13 protein-coding genes and 1 riboswitch are annotated in these 18,700 nt (G+C 53.1%); of the genes, 9 read left to right on the forward strand and 4 right to left on the reverse strand.

The window, feature by feature from the left end:
• The first annotated feature begins 119 nt into the window (after positions 1–119).
• From rplK to rpoC, 6 genes are all read left to right on the forward strand, one after another.
• Complete coding sequence (rplK, locus tag AAF463_RS01170) at positions 120–548, forward strand: 50S ribosomal protein L11 (protein WP_007886298.1); 429 nt, start codon at positions 120–122, stop codon at positions 546–548.
• A 3-nt stretch (positions 549–551) separates the two neighbouring features.
• Entirely contained in the window at positions 552–1,256 is a 705-nt protein-coding gene (gene rplA, locus AAF463_RS01175; RefSeq protein ID WP_350261400.1) for a 50S ribosomal protein L1, read from the forward strand.
• A 349-nt stretch (positions 1,257–1,605) separates the two neighbouring features.
• Positions 1,606–2,103, forward strand: a complete 498-nt coding sequence (gene rplJ / locus AAF463_RS01180) for a 50S ribosomal protein L10 (protein WP_007886294.1) — start codon at positions 1,606–1,608, stop codon at positions 2,101–2,103.
• A 66-nt stretch (positions 2,104–2,169) separates the two neighbouring features.
• Entirely contained in the window at positions 2,170–2,532 is a 363-nt protein-coding gene (rplL, locus tag AAF463_RS01185) for a 50S ribosomal protein L7/L12 (protein WP_101763017.1), read from the forward strand.
• A 332-nt stretch (positions 2,533–2,864) separates the two neighbouring features.
• Entirely contained in the window at positions 2,865–6,893 is a 4,029-nt protein-coding gene (rpoB, locus tag AAF463_RS01190; RefSeq protein WP_008108400.1) for a DNA-directed RNA polymerase subunit beta, read from the forward strand.
• A gap of 78 nt (positions 6,894–6,971) precedes the next feature.
• Entirely contained in the window at positions 6,972–11,195 is a 4,224-nt protein-coding gene (rpoC, locus tag AAF463_RS01195; RefSeq protein WP_101763019.1) for a DNA-directed RNA polymerase subunit beta', read from the forward strand.
• A 66-nt stretch (positions 11,196–11,261) separates the two neighbouring features.
• On the opposite strand, the gene AAF463_RS01200 is transcribed toward rpoC, so the two are convergent.
• Entirely contained in the window at positions 11,262–11,450 is a 189-nt protein-coding gene (locus AAF463_RS01200; protein ID WP_008108404.1) for a DUF1127 domain-containing protein, read from the reverse strand.
• Between the two features lie 175 nt (positions 11,451–11,625).
• Between AAF463_RS01200 and AAF463_RS01205 the strand changes: the two genes are divergently transcribed.
• Complete coding sequence (locus AAF463_RS01205; protein WP_350261401.1) at positions 11,626–13,080, forward strand: PLP-dependent aminotransferase family protein; 1,455 nt, start codon at positions 11,626–11,628, stop codon at positions 13,078–13,080.
• A gap of 153 nt (positions 13,081–13,233) precedes the next feature.
• Here AAF463_RS01205 and thiE read toward each other — a convergent pair whose 3' ends face one another.
• From thiE to rsd, 3 genes are all read right to left on the reverse strand, one after another.
• Complete coding sequence (gene thiE, locus AAF463_RS01210; protein WP_350261402.1) at positions 13,234–13,881, reverse strand: thiamine phosphate synthase; 648 nt, start codon at positions 13,879–13,881, stop codon at positions 13,234–13,236.
• On the reverse strand, positions 13,878–15,800 hold the full coding sequence (gene thiC / locus AAF463_RS01215) for a phosphomethylpyrimidine synthase ThiC (protein ID WP_192237054.1): 1,923 nt from the start codon (positions 15,798–15,800) through the stop codon (positions 13,878–13,880). Before thiC ends, thiE begins: the two co-directional genes overlap by 4 nt.
• Before the next feature lie 90 nt (positions 15,801–15,890).
• Positions 15,891–15,991, reverse strand: a riboswitch (TPP riboswitch).
• 232 nt (positions 15,992–16,223) lie between these two features.
• Entirely contained in the window at positions 16,224–16,730 is a 507-nt protein-coding gene (gene rsd / locus AAF463_RS01220) for a sigma D regulator (protein ID WP_101763024.1), read from the reverse strand.
• Positions 16,731–16,818: 88 nt separating this feature from the next.
• Between rsd and nudC the strand changes: the two genes are divergently transcribed.
• Positions 16,819–17,592, forward strand: a complete 774-nt coding sequence (gene nudC / locus AAF463_RS01225) for an NAD(+) diphosphatase (protein WP_110868440.1) — start codon at positions 16,819–16,821, stop codon at positions 17,590–17,592.
• Between the two features lie 39 nt (positions 17,593–17,631).
• Positions 17,632–18,699 carry a uroporphyrinogen decarboxylase gene (hemE, locus tag AAF463_RS01230; RefSeq protein ID WP_137384933.1) on the forward strand — a complete coding sequence of 356 codons (1,068 nt, stop codon included), beginning with the start codon at positions 17,632–17,634 and terminating at the stop codon, positions 18,697–18,699.
• The last annotated feature ends 1 nt before the right edge of the window (position 18,700 follow it).

The raw sequence follows: 18,700 nt of genomic DNA on the forward strand, positions 1-18,700 counted from the left end.
AAGGCGCGAAATTTACCTATAATTTCGCGCCTTTTGTTTTTATGTGCCCGCAACGGCATATAAATCGTTATCACGGGGAGCCTGTTTTTCAGGCGTTATAACCCAATTGAGGAATTATCATGGCCAAGAAAGTACAAGCCTACGTTAAGTTGCAAGTTGCAGCTGGTATGGCTAACCCAAGCCCACCTGTTGGTCCAGCACTGGGTCAGCAGGGTGTTAACATTATGGAATTCTGCAAAGCGTTCAACGCTAAGACTGAATCCCTGGAGAAAGGCCTGCCTACTCCTGTTGTTATCACCGTATACAGTGACCGTTCTTTCACCTTCGTTACCAAAACGCCTCCGGCTGCCGTACTGCTGAAAAAAGCAGCGGGCATCAAGTCTGGTTCTGGTAAGCCGAACAAAGACAAAGTCGGTAAAGTTTCCCGTGCTCAGGTACGTGAAATCGCAGAAACTAAAGCTGCGGACATGACTGGTTCTGACGTAGAAGCGATGACTCGCTCTATCGAAGGTACTGCTCGTTCCATGGGCCTGGTAGTAGAGGATTAAGAAATGGCTAAGCTGACCAAGCGCATGAGCGTAATCCGTGACAAAGTTGATGCTACTAAGCAGTACGACATTAACGAAGCTGTTGCTCTGCTGAAAGAACTGGCTACTGCCAAGTTCGTAGAAAGCGTTGACGTTGCCGTTAACCTCGGCATCGATGCACGTAAATCTGATCAGAACGTGCGCGGTGCGACCGTTCTGCCACACGGTACTGGTCGTTCAGTACGTGTTGCCGTCTTCACCCAAGGTGCAAACGCTGAAGCTGCTAAAGCAGCTGGCGCAGAACTGGTTGGTATGGAAGACCTGGCTGAGCAGATCAAAAAAGGCGAAATGAACTTTGACGTTGTAATCGCATCTCCAGATGCAATGCGCGTTGTTGGCCAGTTGGGCCAGGTTCTGGGCCCACGCGGTCTGATGCCAAACCCGAAAGTTGGTACTGTAACGCCGAACGTTGCTGAAGCAGTTAAAAATGCTAAAGCAGGTCAGGTTCGTTATCGTAACGACAAAAACGGCATCATCCACACCACCATCGGTAAAGTGGATTTTGACACTGACAAATTGAAAGAAAACCTGGAATCTTTGCTGGTTGCGCTGAAAAAAGCTAAACCATCACAGGCGAAAGGCGTGTACATCAAGAAAGTCAGCATCTCTACCACCATGGGCGCCGGCGTTGCCGTTGACCAGACTGGTCTGAGTGCATCAGCAAACTAATTGCTGCTTGTAACGGGCGAAAAATTCATCTAGAATCTTACGCCCGTTGTTCTGGTTGTTTGCACAATTCAGAACCCAGATTCAAAGCGAGTGAGTGACAAAGTCTAAATACTTGGTTGTTCAGTCGCTTAGGTTGGAGCCAGGCCTTATCCTGGCCTCCGTCCGAGACCGCAGGAGCAGAATATTTTCGGATATCTTGCTTAATACCCTGCGTAGACGGTGACAGAACCAAAAAGAATTATTTCTTCGCTGGATTCTGCTCACCGTGTAATAGCGCTTATCGCCTTCGGGTGAATAAGTGAAGTGAGTTCCGGGAAATTATTCCCGGTCAATCCAGGAGCAAAAGCTAATGGCATTAAATCTTCAAGGCAAACAAGCGATTGTTGCTGAAGTTAGCGAAGTAGCCAAAGGCGCGCTTTCAGCGGTTGTTGCGGATTCCCGTGGCGTGACCGTTGATAAAATGACCGAACTGCGTAAAGCAGGTCGTGAAGCTGGCGTTTACATGCGTGTTGTTCGTAACACCCTGCTGCGCCGCGTCGTTGAAGGTACTCCTTTCGAGTGCCTGAAAGACACGTTTGTTGGTCCGACCCTGATTGCATACTCTTTGGAACACCCGGGCGCTGCTGCTCGTTTGTTCAAAGATTTCGCTAAAGCGAATGCAAAATTTGAGGTCAAAGCTGCAGCCTTTGAAGGTGAGCTGATCACGGCGGCCAATATTGACCGTCTGGCAACTCTGCCGACTTACGAAGAAGCACTGGCACGTCTGATGTCGACCATGAAAGAAGCCGCTGCTGGCAAACTGGTCCGTACTCTGGCTGCTGTGCGCGATGCAAAAGAAGCGGCTTAAGGCCAAATTCTTTTCCTTCGTGCTTGCTACCGTATAAACTTTTTCTGATTTTTAGGAACAATCGATATGTCTATCACTAAAGACCAAATTCTGGAAGCTGTTGCCGCTATGTCCGTAATGGAAGTAGTTGAGCTGGTTTCTGCTATGGAAGAAAAATTCGGCGTTTCTGCTGCTGCCGCTGTAGCTGTTGCTGCTGGCCCAGCTGAAGCTGTTGAAGAGAAAACTGAATTCGACGTAATTCTGAAAGCTGTTGGCGCTAACAAAGTCGCAGTAATCAAAGCAGTACGTACTGCAACTGGCCTGGGCTTGAAAGAAGCTAAAGACCTGGTTGAAGCTACCGGTACTATCAAAGAAGGCATCAGCAAAGATGACGCAGCCGCTCTTGAAGCTGCTCTGAAAGAAGCTGGCGCTGAAGTTGAAGTTAAGTAAGACAACCTTCGGGTTGCAGCCTGAGTAACATTAGGCTGATGGCTGGTGACTGTTTAGGTCACCAGCCTTTTTGCGCTACAGGGGAATGATGGCGTTTCGCACTGTTTGTCCATCATTCCTCTTCAATATCTTTTTCTATCGACGCCTTAATATATCGCTCTCCTGCGAAGGTTCCCTGCCTGAACAACGGCGATGAAATGATTTAAGAGTGATAGAAAGATGTATTGCATGGGGTGCTGCGCATCGCATGAAAAACAAAAAATAGTGTTGCATGAACTGTCCTTTTCAGGACGGACAGCGTGGTTCGACATGTCAGCTAGCTGAGGAACCCCATGGTTTACTCCTATACCGAGAAAAAACGTATTCGTAAGGATTTTGGTAAACGTCCACAAGTTTTGGACATACCTTATCTCCTTTCTATCCAGCTTGACTCGTTCCAGAAGTTCATCGAGCAAGATCCAGAAGGCCAGTACGGTCTGGAAGCAGCCTTCCGCTCCGTATTCCCAATCTCAAGCTACAGCGGCAACTCTGAGTTGCAGTATGTCAGCTACCGTTTGGGTGAGCCTGTCTTTGACGTAACTGAATGTCAGATCCGTGGCGTGACCTATTCGGCACCGCTGCGCGTGAAACTGCGTCTGGTGATCTACGAGCGCGAAGCGCCGGAAGGCACCGTAAAAGACATTAAAGAACAAGAAGTCTACATGGGTGAGATTCCACTCATGACGGACAATGGTACCTTTGTTATCAATGGTACTGAGCGTGTTATCGTTTCTCAGCTGCACCGTAGTCCTGGCGTGTTCTTCGACAGCGATAAGGGTAAAACGCACTCTTCCGGTAAAGTGCTGTATAACGCACGTATCATCCCTTACCGCGGTTCATGGCTCGATTTCGAGTTTGACCCGAAAGACAACCTCTTCGTCCGTATTGACCGTCGTCGTAAGCTGCCGGCCAGTATCATTCTGCGCGCGTTAAACTTCACCTCAGAACAAATCCTTGATCTGTTCTTTGATAAAGTCGTTTATGAAATCCGCGATAACAAACTGCAGATGGAACTGGTGCCTGAGCGCCTGCGTGGTGAAACCGCCTCCTTCGATATCGAAGCAAACGGCACGGTTTACGTTGAGAAAGGTCGTCGCATCACTGCGCGCCACATCCGTCAGCTGGAAAAAGACAACATTCAGCACATCGAAGTGCCAGTTGAATACATTGCTGGCAAAGTGGTTGCTAAAGACTACGTCGATTTGAACACCGGCGAGCTGATCGTTCCTGCAAACATGGAATTGTCACTGGATCTGCTGGCGAAACTGAGCCAGTCGGGCCACAAGCGCATTGAAACGCTGTTCACCAACGACCTTGATCACGGTGCGTACATCTCCGAGACTCTGCGTGTTGACCCAACCAACGATCGTTTAAGCGCGCTGGTTGAGATCTACCGCATGATGCGTCCTGGTGAGCCACCAACGCGTGAAGCTGCTGAAAACCTGTTCGAAAACCTGTTCTTCTCTGAAGATCGTTACGATCTTTCTGCGGTTGGACGTATGAAGTTCAACCGTTCTCTGCTGCGTGATGAGATCGAAGGTTCAGGTATCCTGAGCAAAGACGACATCATCGAAGTGATGAAAAAGCTTATCGGTATCCGTAACGGTATCGGTGAAGTGGATGATATCGATCACCTCGGTAACCGTCGTATTCGTTCTGTTGGCGAAATGGCAGAAAACCAGTTCCGTGTGGGTCTGGTGCGTGTTGAGCGTGCAGTTAAAGAGCGTCTGTCTCTGGGCGACCTCGATACGCTGATGCCTCAGGACATGATCAACGCTAAGCCGATTTCGGCGGCGGTGAAAGAGTTCTTCGGTTCAAGCCAGCTGTCCCAGTTTATGGATCAGAACAACCCATTGTCCGAGATTACGCACAAACGTCGTATCTCTGCTCTGGGCCCAGGCGGTCTGACCCGTGAGCGCGCCGGCTTCGAAGTACGTGACGTACACCCAACGCACTACGGTCGTGTATGTCCTATCGAAACTCCGGAAGGCCCGAACATCGGTCTGATCAACTCACTCTCGGTTTACGCGCAGACTAATGAATACGGTTTCCTTGAAACCCCGTATCGCCGCGTTGTTGACGGGAAAGTGAGTGATGAAATTCATTACCTCTCTGCAATTGAAGAGGGTAACTACGTTATCGCTCAGGCAAACACCAACCTCGCAGAAGATGGCAGCTTTGTTGACGATCTCGTCACCTGCCGTAGCAAGGGTGAGTCAAGCCTGTTCAGCCGCGATCAGGTTGACTACATGGACGTTTCCACCCAACAGGTGGTTTCTGTCGGTGCGTCACTGATTCCGTTCCTGGAGCACGATGATGCTAACCGCGCCTTGATGGGTGCGAACATGCAACGTCAGGCGGTTCCAACTCTGCGTGCTGATAAGCCACTGGTTGGTACCGGTATGGAACGCGCAGTAGCGGTTGACTCCGGTGTAACTGCCGTCGCGAAACGTGGTGGTACCGTTCAGTACGTTGATGCTTCTCGTATCGTTATCAAAGTTAACGAAGAAGAGATGTATCCGGGCGAAGCGGGTATCGACATCTACAACCTGACCAAGTACACCCGTTCTAACCAGAACACCTGCATCAACCAGATGCCGTGTGTCAATCTGGGTGAGCCGATTGAGCGTGGCGACGTGCTGGCAGATGGCCCGTCTACCGACCTCGGTGAACTGGCGCTGGGTCAGAATATGCGCGTGGCGTTCATGCCATGGAACGGTTACAACTTCGAAGACTCCATCCTCGTATCCGAGCGTGTGGTTCAGGAAGACCGTTTCACCACTATCCACATCCAGGAACTGGCATGTGTGTCTCGCGACACCAAGCTGGGGCCAGAAGAGATCACCGCTGATATCCCGAACGTGGGTGAAGCTGCGCTTTCTAAACTGGATGAATCCGGCATTGTGTATATCGGTGCGGAAGTGACCGGTGGCGACATTCTGGTTGGTAAGGTAACACCGAAAGGTGAAACCCAGCTGACGCCAGAAGAGAAACTGCTGCGTGCGATCTTCGGTGAAAAAGCCTCTGACGTAAAAGATTCGTCACTGCGCGTTCCGAACGGCGTATCCGGTACTGTTATTGACGTGCAGGTCTTCACTCGCGATGGCGTGGAAAAAGACAAGCGCGCGCTGGAAATCGAAGAGATGCAGCTGAAGCAGGTTAAGAAAGACCTGTCTGAAGAACTGCAGATCTTCGAAGCTGGCCTATTTGGCCGTATCCAGGCCGTACTGATCTCGGGTGGTGTTGAAGCTGAGAAGCTGGACAAACTGCCACGTGAGCGCTGGCTGGAGCTGGGCCTGACTGACGAAGAGAAGCAGAACTCTCTGGAGCAGCTGGCTGAGCAGTACGACGAACTGAAGCACGAGTTTGAGAAGAAACTTGAAGCTAAGCGTCGCAAGATCACCCAAGGCGATGATCTGGCACCAGGCGTGCTGAAAATCGTTAAGGTGTATCTGGCCGTTAAACGTCAGATTCAGCCTGGTGACAAGATGGCAGGTCGTCACGGTAACAAGGGTGTTATCTCGAAGATCAACCCTATCGAAGACATGCCTTACGATGAGAACGGTACGCCGGTCGACATCGTACTGAACCCGCTGGGCGTACCATCGCGTATGAACATCGGTCAGATTCTGGAAACTCACCTCGGTATGGCGGCTAAAGGCATTGGTGAAAAAATCAATGCGATGCTGAAGAAGCAGGAAGAAGTCTCCAAACTGCGTGAGTTCATCCAGCGTGCTTACGATCTGGGCACTGATGTGCGTCAGAAAGTTGACCTGAACACCTTTACAGATGACGAAGTACTGCGTCTGGCAGAGAACCTGAAGAAGGGTATGCCAATCGCGACTCCGGTGTTTGACGGTGCGAAAGAGAGCGAAATCAAAGAGCTGCTGCAGCTCGGCGGATTGCCTTCTTCCGGTCAGATCACCCTGTTCGACGGCCGTACTGGTGAGCAGTTTGAGCGTCAGGTAACCGTAGGTTACATGTACATGCTGAAACTGAACCACCTGGTTGACGACAAGATGCACGCACGTTCTACCGGTTCTTACAGCTTGGTTACTCAGCAGCCGCTGGGTGGTAAAGCGCAGTTCGGTGGACAGCGCTTCGGTGAGATGGAAGTGTGGGCACTGGAAGCATACGGTGCCGCGTATACCCTGCAGGAAATGCTTACCGTTAAATCTGATGACGTTAACGGCCGTACGAAGATGTATAAAAACATCGTCGACGGTAACCATCAGATGGAACCGGGCATGCCGGAATCCTTCAACGTACTGTTGAAAGAGATTCGCTCGCTGGGTATCAACATCGAGCTGGAAGACGAGTAAGTACTCGCAAGTACTGGTTACGGGACGTGCACTTCGGGTGCGCGTCCCTGAGAGTTCCACTCCGACGGGAGCTAATCCGTGAAAGACTTACTTAAGTTTCTGAAAGCGCAAACTAAGACCGAAGAGTTTGATGCGATCAAAATTGCTCTGGCCTCGCCAGACATGATCCGTTCATGGTCTTTTGGTGAAGTTAAAAAGCCGGAAACCATTAACTACCGTACCTTCAAGCCTGAGCGTGACGGTCTTTTCTGTGCCCGGATTTTTGGACCGGTAAAAGACTACGAATGCCTGTGCGGTAAGTACAAGCGTTTAAAACATCGCGGCGTGATCTGTGAGAAGTGTGGCGTTGAAGTTACACAGACCAAAGTACGTCGTGAGCGCATGGGCCACATTGAGTTGGCTTCACCGACTGCGCACATTTGGTTCCTGAAATCACTGCCTTCGCGTATCGGCTTACTGCTGGATATGCCACTGCGTGATATCGAGCGCGTGCTGTACTTCGAATCTTATGTGGTTATCGAAGGCGGCATGACCAACCTGGAAAAACGTCAGATTCTGACCGAAGAGCAGTACCTTGACGCGCTGGAAGAGTTCGGTGACGAATTCGACGCGAAGATGGGTGCGGAAGCGATCCAGGCGCTGCTGAAAAACATGGATCTGGAGCAAGAGTGCGAGCAGCTGCGTGAAGAGCTGAACGAGACCAACTCCGAGACCAAACGTAAAAAGCTGACCAAGCGTATCAAGCTGCTGGAAGCGTTCGTTCAGTCTGGTAACAAGCCAGAGTGGATGATCCTGACCGTTCTGCCGGTTCTGCCGCCAGATCTGCGCCCGCTGGTACCGCTGGACGGTGGTCGTTTCGCAACGTCGGATCTGAACGATCTGTATCGTCGCGTGATCAACCGTAACAACCGTCTGAAACGCCTGCTGGATCTGGCTGCGCCAGATATCATCGTACGTAACGAAAAACGTATGTTGCAGGAAGCGGTTGATGCACTGCTGGATAACGGCCGTCGCGGTCGCGCCATCACTGGCTCGAACAAGCGTCCGCTGAAATCTCTGGCAGACATGATCAAAGGTAAGCAGGGTCGTTTCCGTCAGAACCTGTTGGGTAAACGTGTTGACTACTCTGGCCGTTCAGTTATCACCGTTGGTCCATACCTGCGTCTGCATCAGTGCGGTCTGCCGAAGAAAATGGCTCTTGAGCTGTTCAAACCGTTCATCTACGGCAAGTTGGAACTGCGTGGCCTGGCCACCACCATCAAAGCCGCTAAGAAAATGGTTGAGCGCGAAGAAGCTGTCGTTTGGGATATCCTGGACGAAGTGATCCGCGAACACCCGGTATTGCTGAACCGTGCACCAACTCTGCACCGTTTGGGTATCCAGGCGTTTGAACCGGTTCTGATCGAAGGTAAAGCGATTCAGCTGCATCCGCTGGTTTGTGCGGCATATAATGCCGACTTCGATGGTGACCAAATGGCTGTTCACGTACCGCTGACGCTGGAAGCCCAGCTGGAAGCGCGTGCGCTGATGATGTCGACCAACAACATTCTGTCACCAGCGAACGGCGAGCCAATCATCGTTCCTTCACAGGACGTTGTTCTGGGTCTGTACTACATGACCCGCGACAAAGTGAACGCTAAAGGCGAAGGCATGGTGCTGACTGGCCCGAAAGAAGCTGAGCGTGTTTATCGCGCTGGCCTGGCCGAGCTGCATGCACGCGTTAAAGTGCGTATCACTGAATACACCAAGAACGAACAGGAAGAGTTCGTTGCGAAAACCAGCATTATCGACACCACCATTGGTCGTGCGATTCTGTGGATGATCGTTCCGAAAGGCCTGCCTTACTCCATCGTCAACCAGGCGCTGGGTAAGAAAGCCATTTCCAAGATGCTGAACACCTGTTACCGCATTCTTGGTCTTAAGCCGACCGTTATCTTTGCTGACCAAACTATGTACACCGGTTTTGCTTACGCAGCCCGTTCAGGTGCCTCTGTAGGTATCGACGACATGGTCATCCCAGCGAAGAAAGCGGAAATCGTAGCCGAAGCGGAAGCGGAAGTTGCTGAGATTCAGGAACAGTTCCAGTCTGGTCTGGTAACTGCTGGCGAACGTTACAACAAAGTTATCGATATTTGGGCCGCCGCTAACGAACGTGTTTCCAAAGCGATGATGGATAACCTGCAAACTGAAACCGTGATCAACCGTGATGGCGAAGAAGAGCAGCAGGTATCGTTCAACAGCATCTACATGATGGCCGACTCCGGTGCGCGTGGTTCTGCTGCACAGATTCGTCAGCTGGCCGGTATGCGTGGTCTGATGGCTAAGCCAGATGGCTCAATCATCGAAACGCCGATCACCGCGAACTTCCGTGAAGGTCTGAACGTACTCCAGTACTTCATCTCCACGCACGGTGCGCGTAAAGGTCTGGCGGATACCGCACTGAAAACTGCTAACTCCGGTTATCTGACGCGTCGTCTGGTCGACGTAGCGCAGGATCTGGTTGTTACCGAAGATGACTGCGGCACGTTCGAAGGCATCATGATGACTCCAGTCATCGAAGGTGGCGACGTTAAAGAGCCGCTGCGTGAGCGTGTACTGGGTCGTGTAACGGCTGAAGACGTTCTGAAGCCAGGCACTGCGGACATCCTGATCCCGCGTAACACCCTGATCGATGAACACTGGTGTGATGTGATCGAACTGAATTCAGTCGATGCGATTAAAGTGCGCTCGGTTGTTGGCTGTGAAACCGACTTCGGTGTGTGTGCACACTGCTACGGTCGCGATCTGGCACGTGGTCACATCATCAACAAAGGTGAGGCCATCGGTGTTATCGCAGCACAGTCCATCGGTGAGCCGGGTACACAGCTGACGATGCGTACGTTCCACATCGGTGGTGCGGCATCTCGTGCGGCTGCTGAATCCAGCATCCAGGTGAAGAACAAAGGTACTATCAAGCTGACCAACGCGAAGTCTGTAACCAACTCCTCAGGGAAACTGGTTATCGTTTCACGTAACGTTGAGCTGAAGATGATCGACGAGTTCGGTCGTACCAAAGAGAGCTATAAAGTACCTTACGGTGCGGTCATGGCTAAAGGTGATGGCGAGCAGGTTGCCGCGGGCGAAACCGTAGCAAACTGGGATCCGCATACCATGCCGGTCATCACCGAAGTGGGCGGTTTCATTCGCTTCACTGACATGATCGACGGTCAGACCATTACGCGTCAGACTGACGACTTAACCGGTCTGTCATCGCTGGTGGTTCTGGATTCTGCAGAACGTACTGCGGGTGGTAAAGATCTGCGTCCTGCGCTGAAAATTGTTGATGCCAACGGAAATGATGTTTTGATTCCAGGTACCGACATGCCAGCACAGTACTTCCTGCCGGGCAAAGCAATTGTTCAGCTGGAAGATGGCGTTAAGATCAGTGCCGGTGACACGCTGTCGCGTGTTCCGCAGGAGTCTGGCGGTACCAAGGATATTACCGGTGGTCTGCCGCGCGTTGCTGACTTGTTCGAAGCGCGTCGTCCGAAAGAGCCAGCAATCCTGGCGGAGATCAGCGGTATCATCTCCTTCGGTAAAGAGACCAAAGGTAAGCGTCGTCTGGTGATTACGCCGGTTGATGGTAGCGATCCGTACGAAGAGATGATTCCAAAATGGCGTCAGCTTAACGTATTCGAAGGTGAGCGCGTAGAACGTGGTGACGTCGTATCTGACGGCCCAGAGTCTCCGCACGACATCCTGCGTCTGCGTGGCGTCCATGCTGTGACCCGTTACATCACTAACGAAGTGCAGGAAGTTTACCGTCTGCAAGGCGTTAAGATTAACGATAAACACATCGAAGTCATCGTTCGTCAGATGCTGCGTAAAGCAACCATCTCGAGCGTGGGAAGCACCGACTTCCTGGAAGGTGAGCAGGCTGAATACTCACGCATCAAGATCTCTAACCGTGAACTTGAAGCGAATGGCAAAATCGGCGCAACATTCATGCGCGATCTGCTGGGTATCACCAAAGCGTCACTGGCAACCGAATCGTTCATCTCTGCAGCATCGTTCCAGGAGACCACGCGTGTCCTGACCGAAGCAGCAGTTGCAGGTAAGCGTGATGAACTGCGCGGCCTGAAAGAGAACGTCATCGTGGGTCGTCTGATCCCAGCCGGTACCGGTTATGCTTATCACCAGGATCGTATGCGTCGCCGCTCTGCGGGCGAAGCACCGGTTGCACCGCAGGTTACTGCGGATGAAGCCTCTGCAAGCCTGGCAGAATTGCTGAACGCCGGTCTGGGCGGAAGCGACGACGAGTAATTCGTCTGCTAAAGCTGACCAATAAAAAACCCTGCTTCGGCAGGGTTTTTTTTCGTCTTCATTTTGTCAGAACTTGCGGCAGACATCTTCGCGTGTCAGTCCGATATCACGCAGCTGGTTATCACTCAGTTTTGACAGGATGCGGTGAGTTTCACGCCGTGCTTTCCAGTGTTTAACCATACGCACTGCGCCGCGGAAGATATCCAGTAAAGTGACGTCAAAAGGTTTAGCCGCGCGGTTTTGATCGAATTCCATAATCCTTGCCCTCAGTAGGTTGCCTGAGAAGCATTGTCTGATTCCTTCGCATTATGATACAGACGCAAAAAACACTTATCTTTAACATACAGATTGCCTTGAAGTGGATCTGAATGGTAATAATGAGGTCTATCTGTACTGGTTTATTATGATTGATGGCTGAGTGAGGCATACGATGACGCGCTACCAACATTTAGCATGTTTGCTTTCGGATCGTATAGAGCAAGGGCTGTACCGCAGCGGCGAGCGCTTGCCGTCGGTGCGCACGCTGAGTCTTGAACACGGCGTGAGTATCAGCACCGTTCAGCAGGCATATCATCTGCTGGAAGAGAAACAGCTGATTGTGCCGCAGCCACGTTCCGGATATTTCGTTGCAACACGCAAAGCGACGCCGCCGATGCCGGCCATCACCCGACCTGCACAGCGTCCGGTGGAAATCACGCAGTGGGAATCGGTGCTGGAGTTGCTCAGCAGCCGAACTAATAACGATGTGTTGCAACTCGGCAGCGGTATGCCCGATCTGACCCAGCCCACGTTGAAACCGCTGTGGAAAATTCAAAGCCGTATGGCGCAGAAGCAGGATATCGATCAGCTCAACTATGACAGTTTGCTGGGTGTAGCGGCCCTGCGCGAACAGGTTGCGCGTCTGACGATCGACAGTGGTTGTCAGCTCACGGCAGACGATATCGTGATCACCACCGGCTGCCATGAAGCGTTGTCGATCTCGATTCGTGCGATATGTCAGGCTGGTGACATCATTGCGGTGGAGTCGCCGACTTTCCACGGCACCATGCAAACTCTGCGCGGCTTCGGCATTCGCGCCATTGAGATTCCTACCGATTCGGTTACAGGCATCAGCCTGGAAGCGCTGGAACTTGCGTTCGAACAGTGGCCGATTAAAGCGGTTGTGGTGGTGCCAAACTGCAATAATCCGCTGGGCTTTATCATGCCGGAATCTCGCAAACGTGCGCTGGTGACGCTGGCACAGCGTTTCGATGCCGCGATTATTGAAGACGATGTGTACGGCGAGCTGGCGTGGGAGTATCCGCGTCCGGTTACCCTTAAGTCGTTGGATCACGATGGACGGGTATTGCTGTGCAGTTCCTTCTCCAAGACGCTGGCGCCGGGGCTGCGTGTCGGTTGGGTGGCGCCGGGACGCTATCGCGATCGCGTGCTGCATATGAAATATATCAGCACCGGATCGACGGCCACACAGCCGCAACATGCGGTCGCCGAGTTTATTCGTCTTGGTCATTATCTGCCGCATTTGCGGCGCATGCGTCAGGTATATCAACGCAATTATGAAACCTTTAGCTGCTGGGTACGCCACTACTTTCCGTGTGGGATTTGTGTGTCGCGTCCGCAGGGCAGTTTCCTGATGTGGATTGAATTGCCAGAGGCATTTGACGCGGTCAGGCTCAATACCGAATTGCGTGAGCTGAACATGCAGGTTGCCGTAGGCTCGCTGTTTTCGGCCTCGGGTAAGTATCGCAACTGCTTGCGCCTGAATTATGGTTTGCCAATGAATGAGCACACAGAGCAGGCGATAGCTCAACTCGGCGCAGCGGTAGAACGTGCCATGCTGGCTTGTAGTCATGAATTCGTGCATACCTCCTCCCTGATCACGTGAAGAAAGGCAGGGCTGGGAGAGGTTGAGACCAGCCCTGGCCCGCTGCAAGCGACAGCGGGCAGGCACACTTTAGTCTTGTCAGGAAATGACGCCAGCCCCTACATCACGCTGCTGCGCGGCAGATTCCAGCGTTTCATCCTTACTTACCGCGCATTACACTGCTTCTGCGGGTTCGATTCCATTTTCCACCAGTGACAGTAACTGCTGTGTTGCTGCGCGCCAGTCGGCGGCCTGGGTAATCGCGCTCACCACCGCAATGCTGCCCACGCCGGTAGCCAGCACTTCCGGCACGCGCGCCAGAGAAATACCGCCAATCGCCACGGTTGGCACATTCTGCAAACGCGCCAGGTGGCGTTTCAATTCCACCACGCCTTGCGGCGCAGAAGGCATATCTTTGGTTTGCGTAGGATAGATGTGGCCAAGCGCAATGTAAGAAGGGCGCAGCGCCAGAGCCCGATCTAACTCGGCATCGTCATGCGTCGATAAACCCAGGCGCAATCCCGCCTCGCGAATGGCCGCCAGATCGGCTACATCGATATCTTCCTGGCCGAGGTGCACGCCATAAGCGTGATATTTAATGGCTAAGCGCCAGTAATCATTGATAAACAGGCGAGCGCGATACTGTTTGCCGAGTGCAATCGCCTCGCGCACCGCATCTTCCACCTCGTGATCTTCACAATCTTTGATGCGCAGCTGTATGGTGCGCACACCGGCTTCCAGCAAGCGTGCGATCCATTCCACGCTATCAACAACCGGATACAGCCCCAGCTTTGAGGCTGTGGCAGGAAAGGCGTCGGTCATACATTTTCCTCTTTAAGGGTATCGGCAGCGTGATAGATCTCGCCGCCACGATTGCGGAAGGCGTCCGACATTTGCGCCATACCCATCTCAATCGGCTGGGCTTCAGCCTGTTGGCGGGCGGCAAACTCACGCACTTCCTGGGTAATTTTCATTGAGCAGAATTTCGGGCCGCACATCGAACAGAAGTGCGCCACTTTTCCCGATTCCTGTGGCAGGGTTTCATCGTGATAGGCGCGTGCGGTGTGCGGATCGAGCGCCAGATTGAACTGATCTTCCCAGCGGAATTCAAAACGCGCTTTCGACATCGCATTGTCACGGATCTGCGCACCGGGATGACCTTTTGCCAGATCCGCCGCGTGCGCAGCGATCTTGTAGGTGATCAGCCCTTGCTTCACATCCTCTTTGTTCGGCAAACCGAGGTGCTCTTTCGGCGTCACGTAACACAGCATGGCGCAGCCGAACCAACCAATCATGGCCGCGCCGATGCCGGAGGTGAAATGGTCGTAGCCGGGCGCGATATCGGTGGTAAGCGGGCCAAGCGTGTAAAACGGGGCTTCGTGACAATGCTCAAGCTGTTCGGTCATATTGCGTCGAATCATCTGCATGGGCACATGGCCCGGACCTTCAATCATCACCTGCACATCGTATTCCCAGGCGATTTTGGTCAGTTCGCCCAGCGTATGCAGTTCGGCAAATTGCGCCTCATCGTTGGCATCCTGAATCGAGCCGGGACGCAGGCCGTCGCCCAGTGACAGCGCCACATCATAGGCGGCACAAATTTCACAAATCTCGCGGAAGTGCAGATAGAGGAAATTTTCGGTGTGATGCGACAGGCACCATTTCGCCATAATCGAGCCACCGCGCGACACAATGCCGGTCAGGCGTTTGGCCGTCATCGGCACATAGCGCAGCAGCACGCCAGCGTGAATGGTGAAGTAGTCAACGCCTTGTTCCGCCTGCTCCAGCAGCGTGTCGCGGAAAATCTCCCAGTTGAGATCTTCTGCAATGCCGTTCACTTTCTCCAGCGCCTGATAAATCGGCACCGTACCAATCGGCACCGGACTGTTGCGCAAAATCCACTCACGCGTTTCATGGATGTAGCGGCCGGTTGAGAGATCCATCACAGTGTCTGCGCCCCAGCGCGTTGACCACACCAGCTTCTCCACTTCCTCTTCAATAGATGAGCTCACCGCAGAGTTGCCAATGTTGGCATTCACTTTCACCAGGAAGTTGCGGCCGATAATCATCGGTTCGGATTCGGGATGATTGATGTTCGAAGGGATGATGGCGCGCCCATTGGCGACCTCCTGACGGACAAATTCCGCGGTGATATTTTCTGGCAGATTGGCACCAAAGCTGTGACCCGGATGCTGCTGTAACAGCACTTCACCGCGAATACGCTCGCGGCCCATGTTTTCACGCAGCGCGATAAACTCCATCTCCGGCGTGATGATGCCCTGACGCGCATAGTGCAGTTGGGTAACCCGGCGACCCGCTTTGGCACGGCGCGGTTGCGGCAGCTGCTCAAAACGCAGATGGTCCAGGCCTTCATCCGCCAGACGCTGCTGCGTGTAACGGGAACTCAGCTGGTGGATGGTTTCGCTGTCGTCACGTTCTTCGATCCAATTGGCACGCAGCCTGTCGAGTCCCTGATGCACATTAATGGTGGCTTGAGGATCGCCATAAGCCCCGGCGGTGTCGTAAACCGGTACCGCTTCATTTGGCTCATAGTGCGGATTCTCTTTGCTGCCGCCTATATGCGTTGGACTGAGCTGTATCTCACGCATCGGCACGCGAATATCCGCGCGGCTGCCGGTGATCCAGATACGTTTGGAGTTGGGGAAAGCGGTTCCCTGCAGGGAATCGATAAATTCTTGCGCCTGAGCGCGTTGTTCACGACGAGAAGTTTTAGCAGACATAGCAAGTTTCCGGTAAAGGTTGGAAGTTGCTTGTCCAGAGTTCGGAAGGAGTAACAGGTACGGTACCGGGCGCCAGCATGCACCGTGCTGATAATGTCTACTCTTGTTCCCTTCGCAGGTACTAACCTGATCAGGTTCCGCGGATCCCGAATTAACGGTCTCAGCCCCAGAGGGCACTCCGACAAGTTGGTGTTTTGTGGTTTAAGCTACTTTGCTTGCCATTTTGCACCTGGGCAGTGCTCGTGACCGTCACGTACTACGTGTACGCTCCGGTCCCTGCGCGCTGTCCGAGTGCAAACTGGCTGCGCACGCTACGCTTAAACCGCAAAATTTGCCTCTTGATGTTTTGAAGAGGCAATAAAAAAGCCCATTCAGCATAAGAGGGCTTTTCTGGAATAACAAGTTTTTTACAACTTAAGGATGTTAAGCCGGGCGGGCAATGGCGCTATCGTTGGCAACCGGCGGAAGCGCCAGCTGGTTGTCCCAGGCGAGTTGCACCAGCTTATCTTCCAGCGTGAAGCGCGATTCCAGCACCTCGCCGACTTCGGAGAGCGCGGTTTGAAAATCCACGCAATTATCATCGTTAATCGCTTGCTGCAGATGGCTGTCGTAGAGCTGCATGATGCGATCGGTATTCGCCTCCAGTGCCGGGTAAATCTGCGCAGCGACGAATAAGGGGCTATCACCCTGCATCTCACTAATGATGTGTTCATACACGCTGAAATGGCCGGTGGAAAGGTAATCCACCAGGTTGTGACAAAATGCGTCCAGCGCTTGTTCATCCAGCGTGGATAACGCATCTTTTTGTGGCTTCATGCCAATAAGCTCGTAGTAAGTGACGAGCAGCTGTCGACGGGCGCGCAGCCATGAATCAACCAATTCATTTCCGCCGCCTACACGCTCTGTCAGGTTATCTAACTGGTTAAGCATATGGGGCTCCAGGTAGGTTATAGTTGTTTATTACACACTTAATATTAGGATTTCAGCGTGCGATTTGACGCTAAGGACAACGATTAAGATGCAACGTGAGATCTCAAGCTTAGACGCTGGATGGTGGGTTGTCAGCCATGAGCAAAAACTTTGGTTGCCGCAGGGCGAATTGCCGCATGGCTTAGCCAGCGATTTTGGCCTCAGCGGCAGCAACGCGATTTTGATCGGCGAGTGGCAGGGCGAGAATGTCTGGCTGGTACGTGAATCGCGTCCGGACAGCATGGGCTCCGTGCGCCAACTGATTGATGAGGATGTCGGCCTGTTCCAAATCGCCGGACGTGGCGTGCAGCTGGCGGAGTTTTACCGCTCGCATCGCTGGTGCGGCTATTGCGGCCATGAGATGCACATCAGCAAACGCGAATTTGCCTGCTTGTGCAATCACTGCCGCGAGCGTTATTACCCGCAAATTGCGCCGTGCATCATCGTGGCTATCCGCCGTGGCGATGAGATCCTGCTCGCCAATCATGCGCGTCATCGTAACAATATCTACACCGTGCTGGCGGGCTTTGTCGAAGTGGGCGAAACCTTAGAACAAGCGGTGGCGCGGGAAGTGATGGAGGAGAGCAACGTGCGGGTGAAAAACGTGCGTTACGTTACCTCGCAGCCGTGGCCGTTCCCGCACTCTCTGATGATGGCGTATATGGCGGAATATGACGGCGGCGATCTGCAACACGACGGCAAAGAGCTGCTGGATGCCGGCTGGTATCGCTACGACGATCTGCCGCTGTTGCCGCCGCCCGGCACGGTGGCGCGTCGCCTGATTGAAGATACCGTTGCCCTGTGTCGCGCCAGCGCGGCGTGAAAATGCTACACTGCCGGCCTTAGCATGAGAGAGCCCATTATGAGTGAACTGAAGAACGATCGTTATCTGCGCGCCCTGTTACGTCAGCCGGTAGATGTCACACCGGTATGGATGATGCGACAAGCCGGGCGTTATTTGCCGGAGTACAAAGCCACGCGCGCTGAAGCCGGTGATTTTATGTCGCTGTGTAAGAATGCTGAGCTGGCGTGTGAAGTCACGCTGCAACCGCTGCGTCGCTATGCGCTGGATGCGGCAATTCTCTTCAGCGATATCCTCACCATTCCGGATGCGATGGGACTTGGGCTCTACTTTGAGACCGGCGAAGGCCCGCGTTTCTCCAATCCGATCACCTGCCGTGCGGATGTCGACAAGCTGCCGGTGCCGGATCCAGAGCAAGAGCTCGGTTATGTGATGAACGCGGTGCGTACCATTCGTCACAACCTGAAAGGCGAAGTGCCGCTGATCGGTTTCTCCGGCAGTCCGTGGACGCTGGCAACCTACATGGTTGAAGGCGGCAGCAGCAAAGCCTTCACCAAAATTAAAAAGATGATGTACGCCGAGCCGCAAACCCTGCACAAGCTGCTGGATAAGCTGGCAGACAGCGTGATTCTTTATCTCAATGCGCAGATCAAAGCTGGCGCGCAGTCGATCATGGTGTTCGACACATGGGGCGGCGTGCTGACCGGACGCGACTATCGCGAATTCTCGCTCTATTACATGCATAAAATCGTCGATAGCGTGCTGCACGAGAATGAAGGTCGCCGCGTTCCTATTACGCTGTTCACTAAAGGTGGCGGCCAATGGCTGGAAGCGATAGCGGCGACCGGCTGCGATGCGCTGGGACTTGACTGGACCACCGATATCGCCGATGCGCGTCGTCGTGTGGGTGATAAAGTGGCGCTGCAGGGCAACATGGATCCTTCCATGCTGTATGCACCGCCTGCACGCATCGAGCAGGAAGTCGCCGGGATTCTTGAAGGTTTTGGCACTGGCGAAGGTCACGTGTTTAACCTGGGCCACGGCATCCATCCTGATGTGCCGCCTGAGCATGCTGGTGCGTTTGTTGAAGCGGTGCATCGTCTGTCACGTCCGTATCATCAGGGCTGAT

It is taken from the genome of Pantoea sp. BJ2, assembly GCF_040255075.1.
Classification (GTDB): domain Bacteria; phylum Pseudomonadota; class Gammaproteobacteria; order Enterobacterales; family Enterobacteriaceae; genus Pantoea; species Pantoea leporis.

What these genes read in the sequence shown, in the direction of transcription:
- rplK (WP_007886298.1), top strand. Translation starts at nt 120, where the DNA reads ATGGCCAAGAAAGTACAAGCCTACGTTAAGTTGCAAGTTGCAGCTGGT.
- rplA (WP_350261400.1), top strand. Translation starts at nt 552, where the DNA reads ATGGCTAAGCTGACCAAGCGCATGAGCGTAATCCGTGACAAAGTTGAT.
- rplJ (WP_007886294.1), top strand. Translation starts at nt 1,606, where the DNA reads ATGGCATTAAATCTTCAAGGCAAACAAGCGATTGTTGCTGAAGTTAGC.
- rplL (WP_101763017.1), top strand. Translation starts at nt 2,170, where the DNA reads ATGTCTATCACTAAAGACCAAATTCTGGAAGCTGTTGCCGCTATGTCC.
- rpoB (WP_008108400.1), top strand. Translation starts at nt 2,865, where the DNA reads ATGGTTTACTCCTATACCGAGAAAAAACGTATTCGTAAGGATTTTGGT.
- AAF463_RS01200 (WP_008108404.1), bottom strand. Translation starts at nt 11,450, where the DNA reads ATGGAATTCGATCAAAACCGCGCGGCTAAACCTTTTGACGTCACTTTA.
- AAF463_RS01205 (WP_350261401.1), top strand. Translation starts at nt 11,626, where the DNA reads ATGACGCGCTACCAACATTTAGCATGTTTGCTTTCGGATCGTATAGAG.
- thiE (WP_350261402.1), bottom strand. Translation starts at nt 13,881, where the DNA reads ATGACCGACGCCTTTCCTGCCACAGCCTCAAAGCTGGGGCTGTATCCG.
- thiC (WP_192237054.1), bottom strand. Translation starts at nt 15,800, where the DNA reads ATGTCTGCTAAAACTTCTCGTCGTGAACAACGCGCTCAGGCGCAAGAA.
- rsd (WP_101763024.1), bottom strand. Translation starts at nt 16,730, where the DNA reads ATGCTTAACCAGTTAGATAACCTGACAGAGCGTGTAGGCGGCGGAAAT.
- nudC (WP_110868440.1), top strand. Translation starts at nt 16,819, where the DNA reads ATGCAACGTGAGATCTCAAGCTTAGACGCTGGATGGTGGGTTGTCAGC.
- hemE (WP_137384933.1), top strand. Translation starts at nt 17,632, where the DNA reads ATGAGTGAACTGAAGAACGATCGTTATCTGCGCGCCCTGTTACGTCAG.